Source organism: Blastococcus aggregatus, assembly GCF_900221005.1.
Lineage (GTDB): Bacteria > Actinomycetota > Actinomycetes > Mycobacteriales > Geodermatophilaceae > Blastococcus > Blastococcus aggregatus.
The window spans coordinates 511,104-528,643 of record NZ_OBQI01000001.1 but is presented as its reverse complement, the minus strand read 5'-3'; the positions used below and the strand labels follow the sequence as shown (position 1 = coordinate 528,643).

Here is a 17,540-nt window from a genome sequence, read left to right as displayed (position 1 = left end):
ATCAGCCCTTCCCGAGCTGGAGCGCGGCCTGGTAGGCCTCGGTCGCCCGCTCCACCACGGCGAGGTTCGCCTGGTAGCCACGCTGCGCCATGATCATCTGGGACATCTGGTCCCCGAGGTCGATGTCGGGGTACTTCACGTACCCCTCCTCGTCGGCCAGCGGGTGGTTCGGCTCGTAGACCAGGCGCCCCTCGGGCTTGGCGAACTCCGCGCGCGCGGCGCGCACGCCGCCCTCGCCGGACCCGTAGTCGACCGACTGCGCGACGATCATCCGCTGCTGGAACGCGTCCTCGTCCGTCCGGCGGACGGTGTTGACGTTGGCGATGTTGTCGGAGACGGCGTCGAGCCACTTGCGGTGCGTCATCAGGCCGGAGCCGGCGATGCCGAAGGTGTCGAAGATGGCCATCACTGCGTCCTGAGCGCCGTGCGGATGGAGTTGTACTTGCCGTCCAGGGCGCTGAGCGCCAGCTGGTAGCGCAGGCCGGTCTCGGTGGCGATGAGGGTCTCCGCATCCAGGTTCACGTTGTTGCCGTTCGTGTTGGTCGGCTCCAGCGAGCGCGCGGTCGTGCCGCCGTTGATCTGCGGGGTCTCGCCGCTGCGCAGGGCGCCGCCGAGCGCCGACTCGAACTCCACACGCCCGGCCAGGAAGCCCGGCGTGTTGATGTTGGCGATGTTGTCGGCGGTGACCCGCTGGCGCTGGGAGAGCCCGGACAGGGCGGCGTGGAGTGCGGCGGGGGTGAGCTCGCCGATCATGGCTCTGTGATCGTGGAGCTGGGCCGGCGGGAAGAGCAGGACACGTTCGACCTCCGGGTATGCGGAAGACACTCGCGAACGAGTGCTGGGTCCGCCAATCCGTGGCGAGGGGGCTTGCTCTCCGTGCCTCAGCTTCATCGGCAGCGCCGGTCCGCCGGCTGACCGTCGTCGTGCGCCGTGAGGGGTGCCAGTCGCCGCGAGGGGGCGCGGTGGCGGGTGGGACGTGCGGTGACCTTGCCGTGTCCTGCGTCGACGGGGGCGGGGGAGTTGGCAGCTTCCGTGCCGATCGGCGGGCATGCCCCGCCGAACGCACGAACGCCCCGTCTCTCGACGGGGCGTTCGGGGGACGAGCTGTGCGCGGGTGCGGTCAGGCCTTCGCGGTGGCGAGGCGGCCGGCGCCGAGAGCGCGCGAGCGGTTCTCGCGGGCGGTGCGCCACGCCGCGGCCCACCGCTCGGCGGTGTGCTCGGTCAGGTGCTGGGCCAGCACGCGCTCCCGGGCAGCCGCGGCGATCTCCCGGCGCCGGTCGGCGTCCTTGATGCCGAGGGAGAGGAACTTCGCCCAGTCCTTGGGGGAGCGGGCCGGCATCCCCAGCCCCAGCCGCTCGTACTCCTCGGTCCGGGCCCGCACGCAGTACACGCCCCGCGCCGAGTACTCGAGCGGCTTGAGCCAGCTCTTGCACGTGTTGAACCGGTCGATGCGCAGGGGGGCGATGCCGACGTCGAAGAGCTCACCGAGCCGCTCGACGTACCCGTCCACGTCCAGCAGCCAGGGCACCTCCTCCGGCTCCTCCGCCAGGCCCAGGCGCTCCTTCACGTCCCACTTCTGCCCGAGGATCACCAACCGGCTCGCACCGCGGCCACGGTCCAGCGCCTGCTGGAGTCCCGACCCCATCTCCTGCAGGTCGTAGGGGTGGCTCAGGACGTTCCCGGACCAGCCGACCGTCACGACCTCGGGGTCGCGCTCGTACGCCGGGGGCAGCTCCGCGTTCCGCCGGGGGATCGCGTTCTCGACGACGGCGCCGCGCCCGTGCCTGGCGTACTCCTTGAGCAGGGCGGGGGTCGACGTGGTGACCAGGTCGGCCTCGCGGGCGGCCTGCAGCGCGAGGTCGCCGAGGCCCTGCCGGACGAGCACCGTGTGCCCCATGTGCCCGTAGGGCACGCCCGAGAGCAGGTCGTCCATCTCGACGACGACGGCGACGCCCTGGGCCTGCAGCACCCGCTGGGTCTGGAGCATGCCCACGGTCTTCGGCAGCTGGAGGACGACGACGTCAGCGCCCTGGGCGTCCGCCTCGACGACCTCGGGCTCGGCGCCCTCGCGCAGCGGACGCATCGTCGTGGTGACCCCGCGCGCGACGGCCACCTCGATGCCGAGGTCTGCGGCCTGGACAGCGCGGGCGGGCTCTTCGACCCGGTAGTACGTGGAACCCGTGGCGATGGCGTGCGTGAGCAGGACGCGCATGGAGGGACCTTTCGGTGTGCGGCCGAGGACCGGCCGGGGAGGACGCCGCGCCGGCGTCCTGGCCGGTGCTCGCCCTTCTCTCATCGGCAGCCGAGCTGCCCAACGGGTTCCGTCCGCGCCGGTTTCTCACCGGCGGTGCTCAGAGCGCGCGGTCGATGAAGGACGCGGTGGGACGCTCGTCGCCGTAGGACATGCGGGCGGCGACGTCACGCTGCTTCTGGGACTGGGTGATGCGCTCGACCAGGGCCTCGGCCACGGAGAGCTGGTGCTGCAGGAGGATGGCCGCGCGCTCGCGCAGGTCGGTCGGGATGGGTCCGAGCCCCGAGGGCGGCACCCAGTCCGAGCTGCGTCGTCCCCACGCGGCGATCTCGTCCGCCCGTCCGCGGGCCAGGCTCTCCTGCGCCTCGAGGACGTCGCCCTCCAGTTCGGCGAGGGCCTCGTGCCAGTCGGCGGGCGGGCGTCGCCGGCCCCGGTCGTGGGTGGCCTGGTCGCCGGGGGAACCGGACTGCCCGGCGGGGGCGTAGGGGCTCTGGCCGAAGCCAGCGAGCGCCGAGCCGCTGACCGGGCCGACGGTCACGACGCCACGCCGGCCAGGGAGGCAGCGGCCTGGCGCCACGCGTCGCGCAGCGGCTCGACCACCTGACGGCAGGAGGTGATGCGGTTGGCGTCCATCTTCACGTTGGCCTGGACCAGCTCGCTGAGCAGCCAGTTGTAGAGCGCGGCCAGCCGGGGGCCGCCCTCCCACAGGTCCACCTGGAGGCTGGAGAGCAGCTCGAGCACGATCGCCTGGGCGTGCTGGAGCTCCTCGTTGACGCGGGGGCGGTCACCATCGGCGACAGCCACCTGGGCGCGCTCGAGGTCCAGGGTCAGCCGGTCGTACAGCATGACCAGCACCTGCTGCGGCGAGGCGGTGGCGACGGAATCGCCGAGGTAGCGGGCGCGAAGCGAAGCGGCACTCATCGGTCAGGTTCTCCTGGGGCGAGGGGTGGAACAGGGTGCGGCAGGTCGGGACTACTGCGACAGCGAGCCGAGCTGCCCGGCCAGCCAGTTGGACTGGTTGTTCAGCGAGCTCAGCGCGGTCTCCATGGCGGTGAACTGCCGGGTGAGCATTTCCTTGCGCTTGGCCAGCCGGAGGTCCCAGGTGGCGATGCGGTCCTGGATGTCGCGGACGAGGGAGTCCTGCCCCTTGGCCATGGAGCTCAGCGTTCCGGTGGTGACGTCCGAGGCGACCTTGGCGACGTCCCGGATCCGCCCGGCGATGCCGGTGACGGCGCCGGGGTCGCCGGCCGTCCCGGTCCCGCCCACGAGGCGCTGGGCGAGGTCGGGGGACGCCTTGATGGCGGCGGAGAACTTCTCCTTGTCGAAGACGATCGCCCCGTCCCTCGTCGACTGGATGCCGATCTGCGCCGCGGACCCCAGAGTCCCGACCGCCGAGATGACGGCGTCCAGCAGCTGACCACCGATGGAGGTCACCGCGTACTCGCCGCGCAGCGCCGCTTTGCTCCCCGGCGTGTTCTCCGTGTACGTCCTGATGGTCTGGAGCGCGTTGTTGATGGAGTCGACGAAGCCGGAGACCTTGGTGGCGAGGCCGTCGGGGTCCGCGGCGACGGAGACGGTGACCGGCGTGGACTCCTCGCGGGTCACCGTGAACGACGCGCCGGTCAGCACACCGTCGAACGTGTTGCTGGCCGAGCGGATCGTGTACGACGACGTGGTGGCGGTGTCGGTGCCGACCTTCAGCTCGGCGTCCTGACCCACGCCGGTGGCGGAGAAGGGGGAGCCGGCGGCGAGCTCGAAGCCGGCCGCGGCGCCCGACGTGGCGGCGCTCAGCTGCAGCGCGAACTGGCCCGGCGCGATCTGCACGGTCGAGGCGACCACGCCCAGGCCGGCAGTGGCGTTGATCTTGGTGGCGACCTGCTCGAGCGACTCGGTGCCGTCGAGCGCGACGCTGCCCTTGCTGCTGCCGTCCACGGTGCTGAGGAAGTCGAGGGTGGCGAGGCCCGCCGGCTCGGTCGTCGTCGCCCAGCGGCCGGTGCTCACGCTGGCAGCGGTCGTGGCGAGCTTGGCGACGGTGAAGGTCAGCGAGCCCGGGGTCGCCGACGACGTCGTCGCGACGGTCACGCTGCCGGCCGAGCTGCTGCCCTTCGTGCTGGTCCACGACTCCGGCTTCGCCAGGGCCTCGGCGGCGGTGGCGAGTGCGGCGAGAGCGGAGTTCACCGTGCGGTAGGCCGATGCGGTGACCTGCGTGGTGGACAGGCGGCTCTTGAGGGCGTTCTGCGGCGCCGCCTCGAGCTGGATGAGCTGGTTGACCATGGTGCCGGTGTCCATGCCGGAGACCAAGCCGGTGTTGATGCTCATCGTCATGTCACTGGCTCCTGGTTCGGCGGGACGGGGGCCCCAAGCGAATGAGGGGGGAGGCACGAGGGCCTCCCCCCTCACCCGGGGTGGTGCTGAGGGTCTGCGGCCTCAGCTACTCAGCTGATCGGGATCAGCGGAGCAGCGAGAGGACGCCCTGCGAGGCCTGGTTGGCCTGCGCGAGCATCGCGGTACCGGCCTGGCTGAGGATCTGGGCGCGGGTGAACCCGACCATCTCCTGGGCCATGTCGGCGTCGCGGACCCGGCTCTCCGACGCGCTCAGGTTCTCGATCGAGACGTTGAGCGAGTTGATGGTGCTCTCGAAGCGGTTCTGCTTCGCACCGAGGGTGGCGCGCGACTCCGAGACGGTCTTGATCTGGGTGTCGAGCGCGGTCAGGTCGGCCGCAGCGGAGTAGGTGCCCGAGGCGGCCATGTTCGTGGCCACACCGGTGACCGCCGTGGCGACCGTGGTGACGTTGCTCAGCTCGACCGTCATGGTCTCGCCGTTGTTGGCACCCGTCTGGAAGGTCAGGGTGCCGGACGCGCCGGCCGTGCCGTTCAGCAGCTTGGTGCCGTTGAAGTCGGTGCGGGCGGCGATGTCGGTCAGTGCGCCGGCGAGCTCGGTGACCTCCTTGGCGATGTAGCCACGCGCCTTGTCGTCCACGACGCCGGTGTTACCGGCCTGGACGGTCAGGTCACGAACGCGCTGGAGGATCGAGTGCACCTCGGTGAGGGCACCTTCCGCCGTCTGGACGACGGAGACGCCGTCCTGAGCGTTGCGGACGGCGACCTTGAGGCCACCGACCTGCGAGCGCAGGCCCTCGGAGATCGCCAGACCGGCCGCGTCGTCGGCGGCGCGGTTGATCCGGAAGCCGGAGGACAGCTTCTCGAGCGACTTGCTCATCTGGTTGTCCGTGATGGACAGGTTCCGGTGAGCGTTGAGAGCAGCAATGTTCTGGTTGATGCGCAGACCCATGATGATCCTCCTTGGACGGGGTCGTACTGGTTTCCCGCTGCATCCGTGCTGCGGGGCCGTGCAGAGATGGTTTCGGCGCGGGGGCCGGGTTGCTTGAGCCGAGTAGCCCGATTTCTTTCCGATCGGGTGAATCAGGCGGTGCGGGCGGCGCGCTCCCGGCGGTCCGGCCAGGCCGAGCGCTGGCGGGGGAGTGACCCACCGCTGCGGCCGGCGACCCGGTCGACGTATGCGGCCTGCTGGTTGCGGGCCCGCACGCCGCCGTCGGCCACGACCTGGCGGCCTTCCCACACCTCGCTCATCGCGGCGTGCAGGAGGGTGAGGGCCCGGGCGCGCATCTGCGAGACCCGGGACAGGGTCACCCCGAGGTCCTCGGCGATGTCCGTGAGCGATTCGTCACCGAAGAAATTGCGCTCCACCACCTCGTCCAGGCGGTCGGGGAGGGCGCGGATCGCCTCGTGCAGATAGCGGGCCCGCTCGCCCCGCAGCAGTGCGCGCTCGGGGGACTCGCCGGTGTCGGGCAGGTCCAGCGAGCCGCCGTCGGTGCTGGTCTCCGCGTCGATGCTGACCATGACGGCGCGGTGCACGTCCACCTGCAGGCTCTCCAGCTCGCTGCGCGGCACCCCGAGGGCGACGGCGAGCTCCTCCCGCGTGGGCGGCCGGCCGAGCGAGACGGTGAGCGCATCTGCGGCCGCGTCTGTGCGCCGGGCCGCGGCGCGGACCGAGCGGCTCGCCCAGTCCCCGGAGCGGAGCTCGTCGAGGACGGCGCCCTGGAGCCGCGCCAGGGCGTAGGTGGAGAAGGAGGCGCCCGCCGAGGGATCGAACCGCTTGGCGACCTCGACCAGCGCCACGTGCGCGCAGGACACGAGGTCGTCCCGGCTCACGTGTGCCGGCAGCGAGATGCGCGTCGCGACGGCGTTGACGGCGAAGGAGGCGAGCGGCAGGTGCTCGGTCACGAGGGCGTCGACGTCGGCCGGCGAGCGGGGGACCGCGGTTCCCCTGGACGGGTGCGGGACGCGGCCGGTGGTGGTCCGCTCTCGGATGGTTCGGTCGCGGAGGGGGCGCTCGGTCGCGACGGCACGGGCTGGGCTCACGCCTCCCTTCTCGGCTGACCCGGCCCGAGATGGCACCACCCATCGGCAACTTTCCTGCCGGGCTTGAGCGGGGAGTTGGCTGCTCGGCTTGAGGTGCGGTCCGCCGGTGCCGAAGCCAGCACCAACGAGGAGAGCGCGCGGTGGTCAGGATCGCCGTGGCGCCCGAGCGCGAGACGACGGAGAGGCGGTGGCACGTGGACTACCAGCACCTGTCGACGTTGCTGTGGCGGGAGCAGGAGCTCCTGGACCTCCTGCTGTTCAAGGCGGAGGAGAAGCAGTACCTGATCCTCACCGGCAAGACCCGCTGGCTGGCGCGGATCGCGCACGAGATCGAGGTCGTGCTGGACCAGCTGCGCACCCTGGAGGTGGAGCGGTCGGCGGCCACCGAGGTCATCGCCGCCGGGCTGGGTCTGCAGACCAACCCCTCGCTGCGCCAGGTCGCCGACGCGGCGCCGGCGCCGTGGGGTGACCTCCTCGGCAAGCACCACGAGGCACTGCTCGTGCTCATCACCGACCTGCGCAGCCTCTCCGACGCCAACCGCGAGCTCATCGAGGGCGGCCTGGCCGCCATCGGGGACGCGCTCGCGTCGACCCGGGGCCCGTCGGCCGGTACCTACGGCGCCACCGGTCGGCAGTCCGACGGCACGCACCGCGCAGTCACCCTGGACGGAGCACTCTGACGTGAGCACCTTCGGCTCGCTCAACACGGCCACCACGTCCCTGTGGGCCCAGCGCCGCGCGCTGGACGTCACCGGGCAGAACATCGCCAACGTCAACACCGACGGCTACTCGCGCCAGCGGGCCGACCTGCGCGCCATCGGCGGCAGCGCGGTGCCGGCCTTCTACTCCACGAGCTCGGGCATCGGCGGTGGCGTCAGCGTGGAGGACGTCATCCGGATCCGGGACTCCTTCCTGGAGGGTCGCGGGCACACCGAGCACGGCAACAGCGCGCGGCTCACCGCGGAGAGCGAGGCGTACTCGCTGGTCGAGCAGGCGTTCCGTGAGCCGGGCACCACCGGGCTGCAGAACCTCATGTCCGACATGTGGCGCGGATTCCAGGACGTCGCGAACAAGCCCGAGGACCCCGCGGCGCGGGGTCAGGTGCTCAAGCGCCTCGAGACGCTCGTGGGCGGCCTGCACTTCAGCAGCAGCCAGCTGGACGGGCAGTGGACCCAGTCGCGCGAGAACCTCGACGTCCTGGTGAAGGACGTCAACGCGGCCGCCGACACGATCGCGCAGCTCAACACCGCCATCCTGCGCGCCAGCCAGAGCGGACTGCCGTCCAACGACCTGATGGACCGGCGGGACGTGCTGGTCATGAAGCTCGCCGACCAGGTCGGCGCCACGGTCCGTCCCCGGGACGGTGGCGTCGTCGACGTCGTGCTCGGGAGCGTCACCCTGGTGGCCGGCGGGTCGTCGTCGAAGCTCGCCGTCGCGGGCTCCATCGACCCCACCGACCCCACCACCGACCCGCCCCGGGTCGTGACCGCGACCGGCTCGCTGGCGGTTCCCGTCGGCGGTACCGCCGGCGGTCAGCTGCACGCGCTCAACTCGGTCATCCCGACCTACCGAGCGGAGCTGGACGGCATCGCCGTGCGCCTGGCCACGTCGCTCAACGACGCGCACGACGACGGCTTCGACCTCGACGGCGTGCGCGGCGGGGCGCTCCTGGGCTCTTCTGCCGGACCGATCACGGCGAGCTCGATCTCGGTGCTCATCACCGATCCGCGCAAGCTGGCGGCCTCGGCCATCGGCGCGGACGACGGCTCCGTCCCGGCGAACCTCGACCGCGGCAACGCCGACAAGCTCGCCCAGCTCGGCACGGGCGTCGGCTCACCCGACACCGCCTACCGCCGGATGATCGTCGAACTCGGCGTCCAGTCGGCGGTCTCCCAGCGCAACCTCGGGATCCAGTCCGTGATCACCGGCCAGGTCGACGCCGCCCGGGAGTCCGTGGCCGGCGTCAACCTCGACGAGGAGATGACCAACATGCTGTCCTTCCAGCACGCCTACTCGGCCGCCAGCCGGCTGGTCAGCACGATCGACGAGATGCTCGACGTCCTGATCAACCGCACCGGCCGCGTGGGGCTGTGATCTGAGTGCGCATCACGCAGAAGGCCGTCGCGCTCACCAGCCTGCAGGGCCTCAACCGCAATCTCGACACGTTCGGCAAGCTGCAGCAGCAGCTCACCTCCGGCCGGGTCATCAACGCGCCGTCGGACTCGCCGACCGGCACCAACAAGGCGATGCAGATCCGGTCGGACCAGGCCTCCGTCGAGCAGTTCTCGCGGAACCTCTCCGACGCCGACAGCTGGCTGTCGATCACCGACTCCACGTTGCAGAACATGCTCGACGTCACCCGTCGGGTCCGCGATCTCACCGTGCAGGGCGCCAGCACCGGCACCTCGTCCGAGGCGAGTCGCCGGGCGCTGGCCACCGAGGTCGAGTCGCTGCGCGGCAGTCTGCTCGGGCTGGCGAACACCACCATCCAGGGCCGCCCCATCTTCGGCGGGGTGACGACGGGTGCCAGGGCCTACGACGGGGACACCGGCGACTACCTCGGCATGGCCGTGCCGGGGGGCGACGTCCTGCGGCGGGTGTCCTTCACCGAGGAGGTCCGCGTCGACCTGACCGGCCGCGAGGCCTTCGGCCCGGCCGGTGACGACCTCTTCGCCGTCGTCGCCCGGGTGGCCGACGACCTGATCAACGATCCGGCGGCGCTCGGTCAGGGCCTCGATGACATCGACGCGGCGATGAGGCGGATGCTCGGCAGCGTCGCCGACGTGGGCGCGCGGGCCGCGCGGGTCGACCGCGAGATGCAGATCAACACCGACCTCGCGCTCACCCTGGAGATCCAGCTCGGCGACGTCGAGAACGTCGACCTGCCGGGCACGATGATGCGCATGCAGATGCAGCAGGTCGGGTACCAGGCAGCACTGCAGGCGACCGCGAAGGCGATCTCGCCGACCTTGATGGACTATCTGCGCTGATGCCGTGCCGCCCCGGACCCGCGGTCGTCCCCCCGAGGAGGTGCCCCGCATGACCCCGTCCCCGGCCACCCTGGCCGCGCGTCCGCACGCCCCCGCGTCCGCGCCGGTCCGGCCCCGTACCGCGGTCCCCCCGGTGCAGGTCCTCACCCTGACCGAGCCGTTGCCGGGCTTCCCGGCACACCGGGACTACGTGCTGGTCCCGGCCGACGGCGCCGGCCTCCTGTCGTGGCTGCAGTCGGTCGCCCCCGACGGACCGCGGTTCCTCGTCGCACGCGCGGAGGCGTACTTCCCGGAGTACGCGCCGGCCCTCCCGCGTGCGGCCTGTGCCGAGCTCGGTCTCGAGGAGACGAGCCACGCGCAGGTGCACTGCCTGGTGACGGTCCCTGCCGGGGACGTCGCCGGGGCCACGGCCAACCTCCGGGCCCCGCTCGTGGTGAGCCCCCTCACCGCCCGCGCCCGGCAGGTCGTCCTGCCCGACCCAGCCCATCCGGTCCGGCGCCCGATGCGCCGATAACACTCACAGCGGCGCCCGGCGCCGCTCGCCCGGCACCGCCGGGAACGCCACGGACGGCTACACCCACACCCATGGAGGGGTACACGTGCTCACACTCACCCGCAGCGTCGGCGAGACCATCCGCATCGGCGACGACATCGAGGTCCACGTCGTCGAGGTGCGCGGTGGCACGGTCCGGCTCGGCTTCAAGGCGCCGCGCGAGGTCACGATCCACCGCGAAGAGGTCTACCGGCAGATCGCGGAGGCCAACCTGCTCGCCGCGCAGGTGACCGCCGACACGCTGGGCGCGCTGGCCGCGTTCGCGCCGTCGGCCGTCGCCGCGGAGTCGGCAGGTGTCCCGGCGGCCGGCGCGGTCACCGCGACCGAGCCGGCGAGCGGGGACGCGCAGGCCTGACCGACCAGCTTCGGGCGGCTCCTTGGGCACACCCTGCCAAGGGAGCCGCCCGAACGGTCCGAGCGCCAGCGACACAGGCAACTTCTGCCGAAGTGTTGGCCCAGAAGTGCGTATGACACGGCGAGTGTTGTGCCCTCGGTTGCCGAGGGGATGAGGCAGATTTCCCCTCAAGCAAGTGACAGGGGGCGATCACCATGCAACACACTGCATCCAACGCGCAGGCCGACGTCGACCACGGCGCCGAGCAGGAGTCCGTGGTGGTCCACGTGCAGCTTCGGCCGCGCCGGGGCGCGACCCGCAAGTGCCTGGCGGCGCTCGCGACGCTGGCCGCCGAGCACGACGAGGTGGCCTTCGCCGTCTCCGGGCTGAGCAAGGACGACCGCGTCGTCCGCGTGACCGTCGGCGTGGACCTCGGTCCCCGCACCGCCGTCGCCAAGTTCTCGCCGCAGGCCCAGGCCGCGTACGCCTTCGTCAGCGCCGTCTTCACCTCGCTGTACGACCACATGCCCGTCTACGTCGCCGAGCCCAGCCAGGCCGAGCGCGCCGCCGCGGCCGTCCTCATGGAGCGGGCCGCCGCCGGCACCACCGCCGCCGACGTGCTCGAGTCCCTCCCGGTGTCGGCCGAGCCCGCGCCGGTTCCCAGCCCCCGGACCGCAGGTCCGGGAGAGCAGCGCATCCCGGCCTGACGGCCGGCTCCCGAGCGTCTTCGCAGGCCTCCTTCCCCGAGGTCTGTCCTTCCCCGTAGTGCCCAGGAGTTCCGGTGTCCGACATCTTCGCGCCTTCCGCAGCCACCCTCGACCCTCGCGCCCGCAACCGTCAGCCGCTGGTCTTCGGCGGCATCCCCGAGGCCGACGGATGGGCGCTCGCGCCCATCACCCCCCGCGACCGGGTGCACTTCCGGGTCGACCGCGAGCTACCCCTCGAGGAGTTCCGCGCCGAGCTGCCCGACGGTGTCACCGTCAGTTACGACCAGGGCGACGGGCTCTACCGCGTGGACGGCGCCCGCGGGTCGGCGTCCGTGCTGGCCGACTGGGTGCGCGCGTGGTGCGCCGGGCGCGGCTGCACCACCGTCGGGCTCCGCGCCGAGACCGACGTCCGGCGGCGGGCGCCCCGCGACCTGCCCGCGGACTTCCTCGCCGACCTGTGCCGGCACTACGGCCCGGTCAGCCTCAAGCGGCTGCAGCGCAACATGAGCACGATCCGGATGCACCTGCCCGACCCGGACGACCTGGGCCAGCAGGTCTACGAGTGGGTGCTCAAGGCGGTCAGCCAGTTCGACGAGACCAAGTCGGTCCCGTTCGGCGCGTTCCTCGCCACCCAGCTGTCCAAGTGGGTGCACGACCTGGGCCGCAACGCGCACGGGCGCACCGCCGCCGACACCGAGCACAAGCAGCAGAAGGCCATCGCAGCCTTCATCGCCGAGCACCAGCGCCGCCCGAGCGAGCGGGAGCTCGCCGCCTACATGGGGCAGAGCGTGGCCACGCTGCGCCGCAACTCCCAGACCGTCGCCACGCTCAACGGCCTGCGCAACCTGCAGTCCCTCGACGGCGGGCCGGACGGCACGACCGAGATCCTGCTGCCCGACTCGGGCGAGGCGCCCGACGAGATCATGGGCGAGGCCGAGCAGACCCTGCTCTCGCACGCGCTGACGGCGGCCTGCGCTCCCGATCCGCACGCCCGTCCCGACCAGCGGGCCGGTCAGCCCAATGTGCTGGGCTGGGCGACCTGGTACCTCACGACCTGGGGTGGGCAGACCAAGACCCAGCTCTCGGCGGACCTCAACACCTCGGTGCGCAACATGAACGTCTACGCCGACCGGGTGGAGAAGGCGCTCAAGGACCGGCTGGCCGAGCTCGCCGACTGATCGGTGGCGTGAGCGTGCGCCCGCCAGCAATTGGTGGCCGCGGACGGGTCGATCCGGGCGCTGTCCTGCCGATATCCACCTCGTGACGCTGCGCATCCCGACCCGCCGGACCGCTCGCGCGGTCGTGTCGGGTGGCCTCCGGTGAGCGCGCTGCCCATCGACGAGGCCGGCGCCGGCGTCCTGGTCCCGCACTGGCTCGGCGCTCCCCAGCGCCTCGAGCTGGCCGCCGCGGTCCGGGCCGCCCTGGGCAGCACCGCGGTGCACCCGGTCGCCGTCATCCACCTCGAGGACGTCCTCACCGAGCTGCACGTGGCGGCCGCGCGGGACGCCGTCTGGCCGGCCTCGGCCGCCCGCGTGCGGCTGGCCACCGGCTGGGACGCCGACGTGCTGCCCGTGCGCCTGAGCATGGCCGAGGTGACCGCCGTCCTGTCGCTCTGCGTGCTGTCCGACGCCCTGCGCGCCCGGCTGGCCGGGGACGGGCGGTGAACCCCTTCGGTACCGGAGGGACCGCGAGCCTGCTGCAGCGCCTGCGCCCGACGCCGCGGATCGGTGTCGCGGACCTGCTGGAGGTCGCCGACGCGGTGCTCCCGTCGCTGACCGGCCCGCATCTCCGGGTGGAGCTCGTGCGCCGGACCTCCGCCGGCTCGGTCGTCGTCCTGGAGGAGGACGAGCGCAGCCTGCACGTCGAGCTCGCCGATCTCGCCGACGACATGACCAGCGCCGGGGTCGCCCCCACCCCCGAGGCGATGGCCGCCGCGCTGGACGCCTGGGTGGCCCGCCGCCCGGTGACCGACGCGACCGCGGGCGCGGCCGGGGTGGCCGTGCTCGACTGGACCGACGCCGTCCGCTCCTCGGTCGGCTGGCGGGTCGTCGTCCGCCGTGGCGACGTCGCCCTGCCCTGGACGCCCGCTCCCGGCACGCCGCCCGAGCGGGTGCACGCCACCCGTGCCGCCGCGACCGCGCGATCCGCGACGGTGGACCTCGCCCTGCGGGTCGAGGGCCCGGTGGCGCTGTGGTCGCACCCGGCCGCCCCCGTGCTGGCCACCACCGTGCTGGCCGCCCCCGACCGCGCGCTCGCCCGCATCGCCGCCGCCGGCCTGCCGGTCGAGGAGATGCACGCGGTGGTCACCCCGCACCGGCCCCTGGCCTGCGCCGGGCGCAGCGTCGCCGCGCGCCTGGCGGGGGAGACCCCGGAGGTCAGCGTGACCCTGCCCTGGGCGCGGCTGCCCGAGCTGGCCTGGCTCTGAACCGCTGAGCCTCCGGATCCGGCCGGGTCAGGAGATGTAGCCGAACTCCCAGTGCCAGGGTTCGGGCTTCTCGCCGCCGGGTGCGGCCCAGTCCGGCTGGACGAAGCCGTAGCGGCCGGCATTGGCGGTCATCCAGCGCCACTCGGCGGAGCCGGCGACGTTGATCCCGCCGCACAGGTCCACGGCCAGGGCCCAGCCGTGGTTCGAGGTACCGGGCACCGCGGCGAGGGCCGGCTTGAGACGGAACGCCGTCATCTGGCTGCCCAGCGACCGGTAGGAGTCGGTGATGCACAGGTCGGTGCCGAACCGGTCGGAGAAGGCCGCACCCATCGCGGTGTAGCCGGCCGCCGCGTCGCAGCGCAGCGCGTGGCGGTAGACGCCCAGCTGGCACAGCGCCTCGGTCGGGATCGCCCCGTTGTCCCATCCGCCCCACTGCGGGCTGGTGACGCCGGGGGTCGGGAGCGCGGCGCCGCACGGGCCGGTCGGGCCCCCCTCGGGCAGCGGCGCGTTCGGCTCGGTGGGCCGCACCGGCACGCGGACGGCGGTGGAGCCGGCGGCGACCGAGCGGACGCCGACCTGGTACGTGGCCGCCGAGGCGCCCAGCACGTCGCCGTCGCCGAGGTAGATGCCGACGTCCTGGCCGCCGGGCGGGAAGACGAGGTCGCCGATCTGCAGGCCGTCCAGTGGCACCGCGGCGCCCGCGGCCCACTGCGCCTGCGGGGTGGCCGGCAGGGCGTAGCCGCCGAGCAGCCAGGAGGCGGCGGTGAAGCCGCCGCAGTCGTAGGTCTCCGGACCGGTGGTGCCGGGCACGAAGGGGCGGCCCAGCTGGGACAGCGCGTTGCTCACGGCCGCGACGGTCTCCGACGGCAGCACGGTGACCGGGCTGCTGCCGATCACCGCCCACGCCACGCCGGGCACGGGCAGGCCGCCGGCGTCCAGGGCGGGGGAGAGGCCGCCGGGCAGGTCGGCCGGATCGGTCAGTTCCGCGGCGGCGGGCGGTGTGATGCCGGCGGCGGTGAGCTGGGCGAGGTAGCCCTGCCAGCGGGCGACCGCCTGCTGGTTGCGGTCCTGCTGCTCTCCGGCGGCAGGGATGGTGCCCAGGGACGCCAGCCGGCCGCTCACCTCGGTGCTCAGGTCGTCGACCTGGTGCCGCATCTCCTCGAGGGCGACGTCGAGGTCCGCCTCGGCCGCGTCGGCCGCGGCCTGGGCCTGCTCCACGCGGGCCACGGCGTCGGCGAGGGCCACCCCGGTGCGCTCGGCGCGGACGACGGCGCTCTCGAGCGCGCGGTCGGTGTGCTCGGTGACCGCCTGCTGGAAGAGCACGGCGGAGGTAGCGCCGGGGTCGGCGGCGTCGAGGGCGAGCACGGGGTACCGCGCGACGGGCGTGGCCCGGTACAGGTCCGCGGCACCGGCGCCGACCACCCGGCGGTCGGCGGCGATCTCGTCGCGGACCGCCTGCTCGGCGGCGCGGGCCTCCTCGAGCTGGGCGCGCCGGTGCGTGGCCGTCTGCTCCAGGGCGCGGTAGCCGTCGGCCGCCTCCAGCATCGAGCTGCGGGCGGTGAGCGCCAGCGCCGTGACGTCCAGCGGCCCGCCCGAGGGGGTGGTGGCGCCGGGCAGCACGACGGTGATGAGCGCGGGGACGAGCAGGGTGCCGAGCGCGACGACGCCCAGGCGGGTGCGCCAGCCCGCGCCGGTGCGCTCCGTCGTGGACGCGGGGCGCGTGCTGCTGCGTCGCTTGCTCGGGGGTCGCTTGGTCGTGGGTCGCTTGGTCGTGGGTCGCTTGGCGGCGGGGCGCTTGGCGGCGGGGCGCTTCCCCGGAGTGCGGGTGCCGCGAGCGGCGGTGCCGGACTGCGCCGCCAGAGCGGCGCGGGCGGCGGCCAGCTGTGCCGGGGTGAGATCCGGTCGTGCGGCCGCCAGCTGGCGCAGCGCCATCGCCTCGCGCAGCGCCATCGCCTCGCGCAGCGCCATCGCCTCGCGCAGCGCCTGGGCCTCGCGGGCGCCGAGGGCCGGGCGGGCCCCGGGACGGGGCGCGGCGGGGCGGGCGGGCGTGCGTGGTGCGGGCACTGCGGCTTCCCCCGGCGGTCTCGTCGTTCCGATGGCCGGCCCGCCTGCGGAGTGCAGTCGGGCTCTGACCTCGTATCGACGTGCCGGGAGGGGCGCCTGAGGAGGGGGGAGGTGATCTCACCCCTGCGGGGGAGGATGAATTCGCGGGGGGCGCTCGGACGGGTGAGCGCGGGGGTGGGCGGTTACCCGCGGGCGGTCACGGAGCCCACCAGGCGCCGTGCCGGTGGACCAGGGGGATGCGCAGCTGACCGCCGTCCTCGGTGGACACCACGACCTCGACGGTGAGGATGCGCACCGGCGGCCCGTCGCCCTCGGGCTCGAGCATGCTGCCGCTCGCCAGCGGGATGGGCGGTACGACGAGGACGTCGTCGCCGGGCGGCTCGGCCATGGGCGGACCTCCAGGGTGGGCGACTGCTCCGCGGGTGCGGGGCCCTCACCGTAGGGGGCGGCCCGCCGGAACCGGATCGGGCCGGGCGGCTCCCCGGGGGGAGGCCGCCCGGCCCGGTCGTCGGAGAGCTCCGGTCAGCGCTGGTCGAGCGGGACGAAGGTCCGCTCGGTCTCCCCGATGTAGAGCTGCCGGGGGCGGCCGATCTTGGTGGTCGGGTCGGCGATCATCTCGCGCCACTGCGCGATCCAGCCGGGCAGCCGGCCCAGCGCGAACAGCACGGTGAACATGCGGGTGGGGAAGCCCATCGCCTGGTAGATCAGCCCGGTGTAGAAGTCGACGTTCGGGTAGAGCTTGCGCTCCACGAAGTAGTCGTCCTTGAGCGCGATGTCCTCGAGCTGGCGGGCCAGGTCCAGCAACTCGTTGTTCCCGCCGAGCTTGTCGAGCACCGAGTCGGCGGTGGCCTTCACGATCGCCGCGCGCGGGTCGTAGTTCTTGTAGACGCGGTGACCGAAGCCCATCAGCTTGACGCCGGGCTCCTTGTTCTTGACCCGCTCGACGAACCGGGGGATGTCCCCGCCGTCGGCCCGGATCGCCTCGAGCATCTCCAGCACCGACTGGTTGGCCCCGCCGTGCAGCGGGCCGAACAGCGCGTTGATGCCGGCGGAGACCGAGGCGAACAGGTTGGCGTGCGAGGAGCCGACCAGCCGGACGGTCGACGTCGAGCAGTTCTGCTCGTGGTCGGCGTGCAGGACGAACAGCATGTCCAGCGCCTTGACCAGCTCGGGGTCGAGGTCGTACGGCTCGGCCGGGAGGCCGAACGTCATGCGCAGGAAGTTCTCGACCAGGCCCAGGGAGTTGTCCGGGTAGAGGAACGGCTGGCCGACGCTCTTCTTGTAGGCGTAGGCCGCGATGGTCGGCAGCTTGGCCAGCAGACGCGTGGTCGACATCTCGACCTGGTCGTCGTCGAAGGGATCCAGCGAGTCCTGGTAGAAGGTCGACAGGGCGCTGACCGCGGACGACAGCACCGGCATGGGGTGCGCGTCGAGCGGGAAGCCCTTGAAGAACTGCTTGAGGTCCTCGTGCAGCAGCGTGTGCCGCCGGATCCGCTGGTCGAACTCGCCCAGCTGGTCCGGGGTCGGCAGCTCCCCGTAGATCAGCAGGTGGCTGACCTCGAGGAAGCTGGCCTTGCCCGCCAGCTGGTCGATCGGGTAGCCGCGGTAGCGCAGGATGCCGGCGTCACCGTCGATGTAGGTGATCGCCGAGGTGCACGCGGCGGTGTTCACGAACCCGATGTCCAGCGCGACCGTGCCGGTCGTGGCCAGCAGCTTGCTCGTGTCGAGGCCGTCTGCTCCCTCCGTCCCGTGCTTGACGGGAAGGGGCAGTTCTCCACCGGGGTAGCGCAGGGCTACATCTGTCTCGCTCATCGGGGACGACGCTAGCCGTTT

At 72.9% G+C, this 17,540-nt stretch carries 20 protein-coding genes; 9 read left to right on the top strand and 11 right to left on the bottom strand.

From position 1 onward, the window contains the following. Nucleotide 1: 1 nt before the first annotated feature. The 8 genes from flgC to CRP29_RS02655 all read right to left on the bottom strand — a co-directional run bounded on the left by flgC (nt 2) and on the right by CRP29_RS02655 (nt 6,634). The gene (gene flgC, locus CRP29_RS02690) at nt 2-406 is read right to left on the bottom strand and encodes a flagellar basal body rod protein FlgC (RefSeq protein WP_097193494.1); all 405 of its coding nucleotides are present in this window, start codon (nt 404-406) and stop codon (nt 2-4) included. Next, complete coding sequence (gene flgB / locus CRP29_RS02685) at nt 406-753, bottom strand: flagellar basal body rod protein FlgB (RefSeq protein WP_097193493.1); 348 nt, start codon at nt 751-753, stop codon at nt 406-408. Before flgB ends, flgC begins: the two co-directional genes overlap by 1 nt. 367 nt (nt 754-1,120) lie before the next feature. Further along, entirely contained in the window at nt 1,121-2,212 is a 1,092-nt protein-coding gene (locus tag CRP29_RS02680) for a glycosyltransferase family protein (protein WP_097193492.1), read from the bottom strand. Nucleotides 2,213-2,351: 139 nt separating this feature from the next. Then, a complete protein-coding gene (locus CRP29_RS02675; protein WP_245852343.1) occupies nt 2,352-2,789 on the bottom strand; it encodes a hypothetical protein in 438 nt (145 codons plus the stop codon). After that, nucleotides 2,786-3,172 carry a flagellar export chaperone FliS gene (fliS, locus tag CRP29_RS02670; protein WP_097193490.1) on the bottom strand — a complete coding sequence of 129 codons (387 nt, stop codon included), beginning with the start codon at nt 3,170-3,172 and terminating at the stop codon, nt 2,786-2,788. Before fliS ends, CRP29_RS02675 begins: the two co-directional genes overlap by 4 nt. A 51-nt stretch (nt 3,173-3,223) precedes the next feature. Then, the gene (fliD, locus tag CRP29_RS02665) at nt 3,224-4,576 is read right to left on the bottom strand and encodes a flagellar filament capping protein FliD (RefSeq protein WP_097193489.1); all 1,353 of its coding nucleotides are present in this window, start codon (nt 4,574-4,576) and stop codon (nt 3,224-3,226) included. Between the two features lie 124 nt (nt 4,577-4,700). Beyond that, entirely contained in the window at nt 4,701-5,543 is an 843-nt protein-coding gene (locus CRP29_RS02660) for a flagellin N-terminal helical domain-containing protein (RefSeq protein WP_097193488.1), read from the bottom strand. A gap of 131 nt (nt 5,544-5,674) precedes the next feature. Then, on the bottom strand, nt 5,675-6,634 hold the full coding sequence (locus CRP29_RS02655; protein WP_097193487.1) for a sigma-70 family RNA polymerase sigma factor: 960 nt from the start codon (nt 6,632-6,634) through the stop codon (nt 5,675-5,677). Between the two features lie 140 nt (nt 6,635-6,774). On the opposite strand from CRP29_RS02655, the gene CRP29_RS02650 reads away from it, so the two are divergent. The 9 genes from CRP29_RS02650 to CRP29_RS02610 all read left to right on the top strand — a co-directional run bounded on the left by CRP29_RS02650 (nt 6,775) and on the right by CRP29_RS02610 (nt 13,643). Next, complete coding sequence (locus tag CRP29_RS02650; protein WP_245852342.1) at nt 6,775-7,314, top strand: flagellar protein FlgN; 540 nt, start codon at nt 6,775-6,777, stop codon at nt 7,312-7,314. 1 nt (nt 7,315) lies between these two features. After that, nucleotides 7,316-8,728 (top strand): flagellar hook-associated protein FlgK, encoded by a 1,413-nt coding sequence (gene flgK / locus CRP29_RS02645; protein WP_097193486.1) that lies wholly within the window; start codon nt 7,316-7,318, stop codon nt 8,726-8,728. Nucleotides 8,729-8,733: 5 nt separating this feature from the next. After that, nucleotides 8,734-9,624, top strand: coding sequence for a flagellar hook-associated protein FlgL (gene flgL / locus CRP29_RS02640; RefSeq protein ID WP_097193485.1), 891 nt, complete (start codon nt 8,734-8,736; stop codon nt 9,622-9,624). Between the two features lie 49 nt (nt 9,625-9,673). Next, complete coding sequence (gene fliW, locus CRP29_RS02635) at nt 9,674-10,138, top strand: flagellar assembly protein FliW (protein ID WP_097193484.1); 465 nt, start codon at nt 9,674-9,676, stop codon at nt 10,136-10,138. An 85-nt stretch (nt 10,139-10,223) separates the two neighbouring features. Further along, entirely contained in the window at nt 10,224-10,532 is a 309-nt protein-coding gene (csrA, locus tag CRP29_RS23755; protein ID WP_097193483.1) for a carbon storage regulator CsrA, read from the top strand. 194 nt (nt 10,533-10,726) lie between these two features. Then, nucleotides 10,727-11,218, top strand: coding sequence for a hypothetical protein (locus CRP29_RS02625; protein ID WP_097193482.1), 492 nt, complete (start codon nt 10,727-10,729; stop codon nt 11,216-11,218). A gap of 74 nt (nt 11,219-11,292) precedes the next feature. Continuing rightward, entirely contained in the window at nt 11,293-12,396 is a 1,104-nt protein-coding gene (locus CRP29_RS02620; RefSeq protein ID WP_245852340.1) for a sigma-70 family RNA polymerase sigma factor, read from the top strand. Nucleotides 12,397-12,537: 141 nt separating this feature from the next. Continuing rightward, nucleotides 12,538-12,882 (top strand): hypothetical protein, encoded by a 345-nt coding sequence (locus CRP29_RS02615; RefSeq protein WP_097193481.1) that lies wholly within the window; start codon nt 12,538-12,540, stop codon nt 12,880-12,882. After that, nucleotides 12,879-13,643, top strand: coding sequence for a hypothetical protein (locus CRP29_RS02610; protein WP_097193480.1), 765 nt, complete (start codon nt 12,879-12,881; stop codon nt 13,641-13,643). The genes CRP29_RS02615 and CRP29_RS02610 overlap by 4 nt, the downstream gene beginning before the upstream one ends. A gap of 27 nt (nt 13,644-13,670) precedes the next feature. On the opposite strand, the gene CRP29_RS02605 is transcribed toward CRP29_RS02610, so the two are convergent. The 3 genes from CRP29_RS02605 to CRP29_RS02595 form a co-directional block, all read right to left on the bottom strand. Next, nucleotides 13,671-15,707 carry an NlpC/P60 family protein gene (locus tag CRP29_RS02605; protein WP_245852338.1) on the bottom strand — a complete coding sequence of 679 codons (2,037 nt, stop codon included), beginning with the start codon at nt 15,705-15,707 and terminating at the stop codon, nt 13,671-13,673. A 196-nt stretch (nt 15,708-15,903) separates the two neighbouring features. After that, nucleotides 15,904-16,095, bottom strand: coding sequence for a hypothetical protein (locus CRP29_RS02600; RefSeq protein ID WP_097193479.1), 192 nt, complete (start codon nt 16,093-16,095; stop codon nt 15,904-15,906). Nucleotides 16,096-16,229: 134 nt separating this feature from the next. Next, complete coding sequence (locus CRP29_RS02595; protein ID WP_097193478.1) at nt 16,230-17,519, bottom strand: citrate synthase; 1,290 nt, start codon at nt 17,517-17,519, stop codon at nt 16,230-16,232. Nucleotides 17,520-17,540 lie beyond the last annotated feature (21 nt).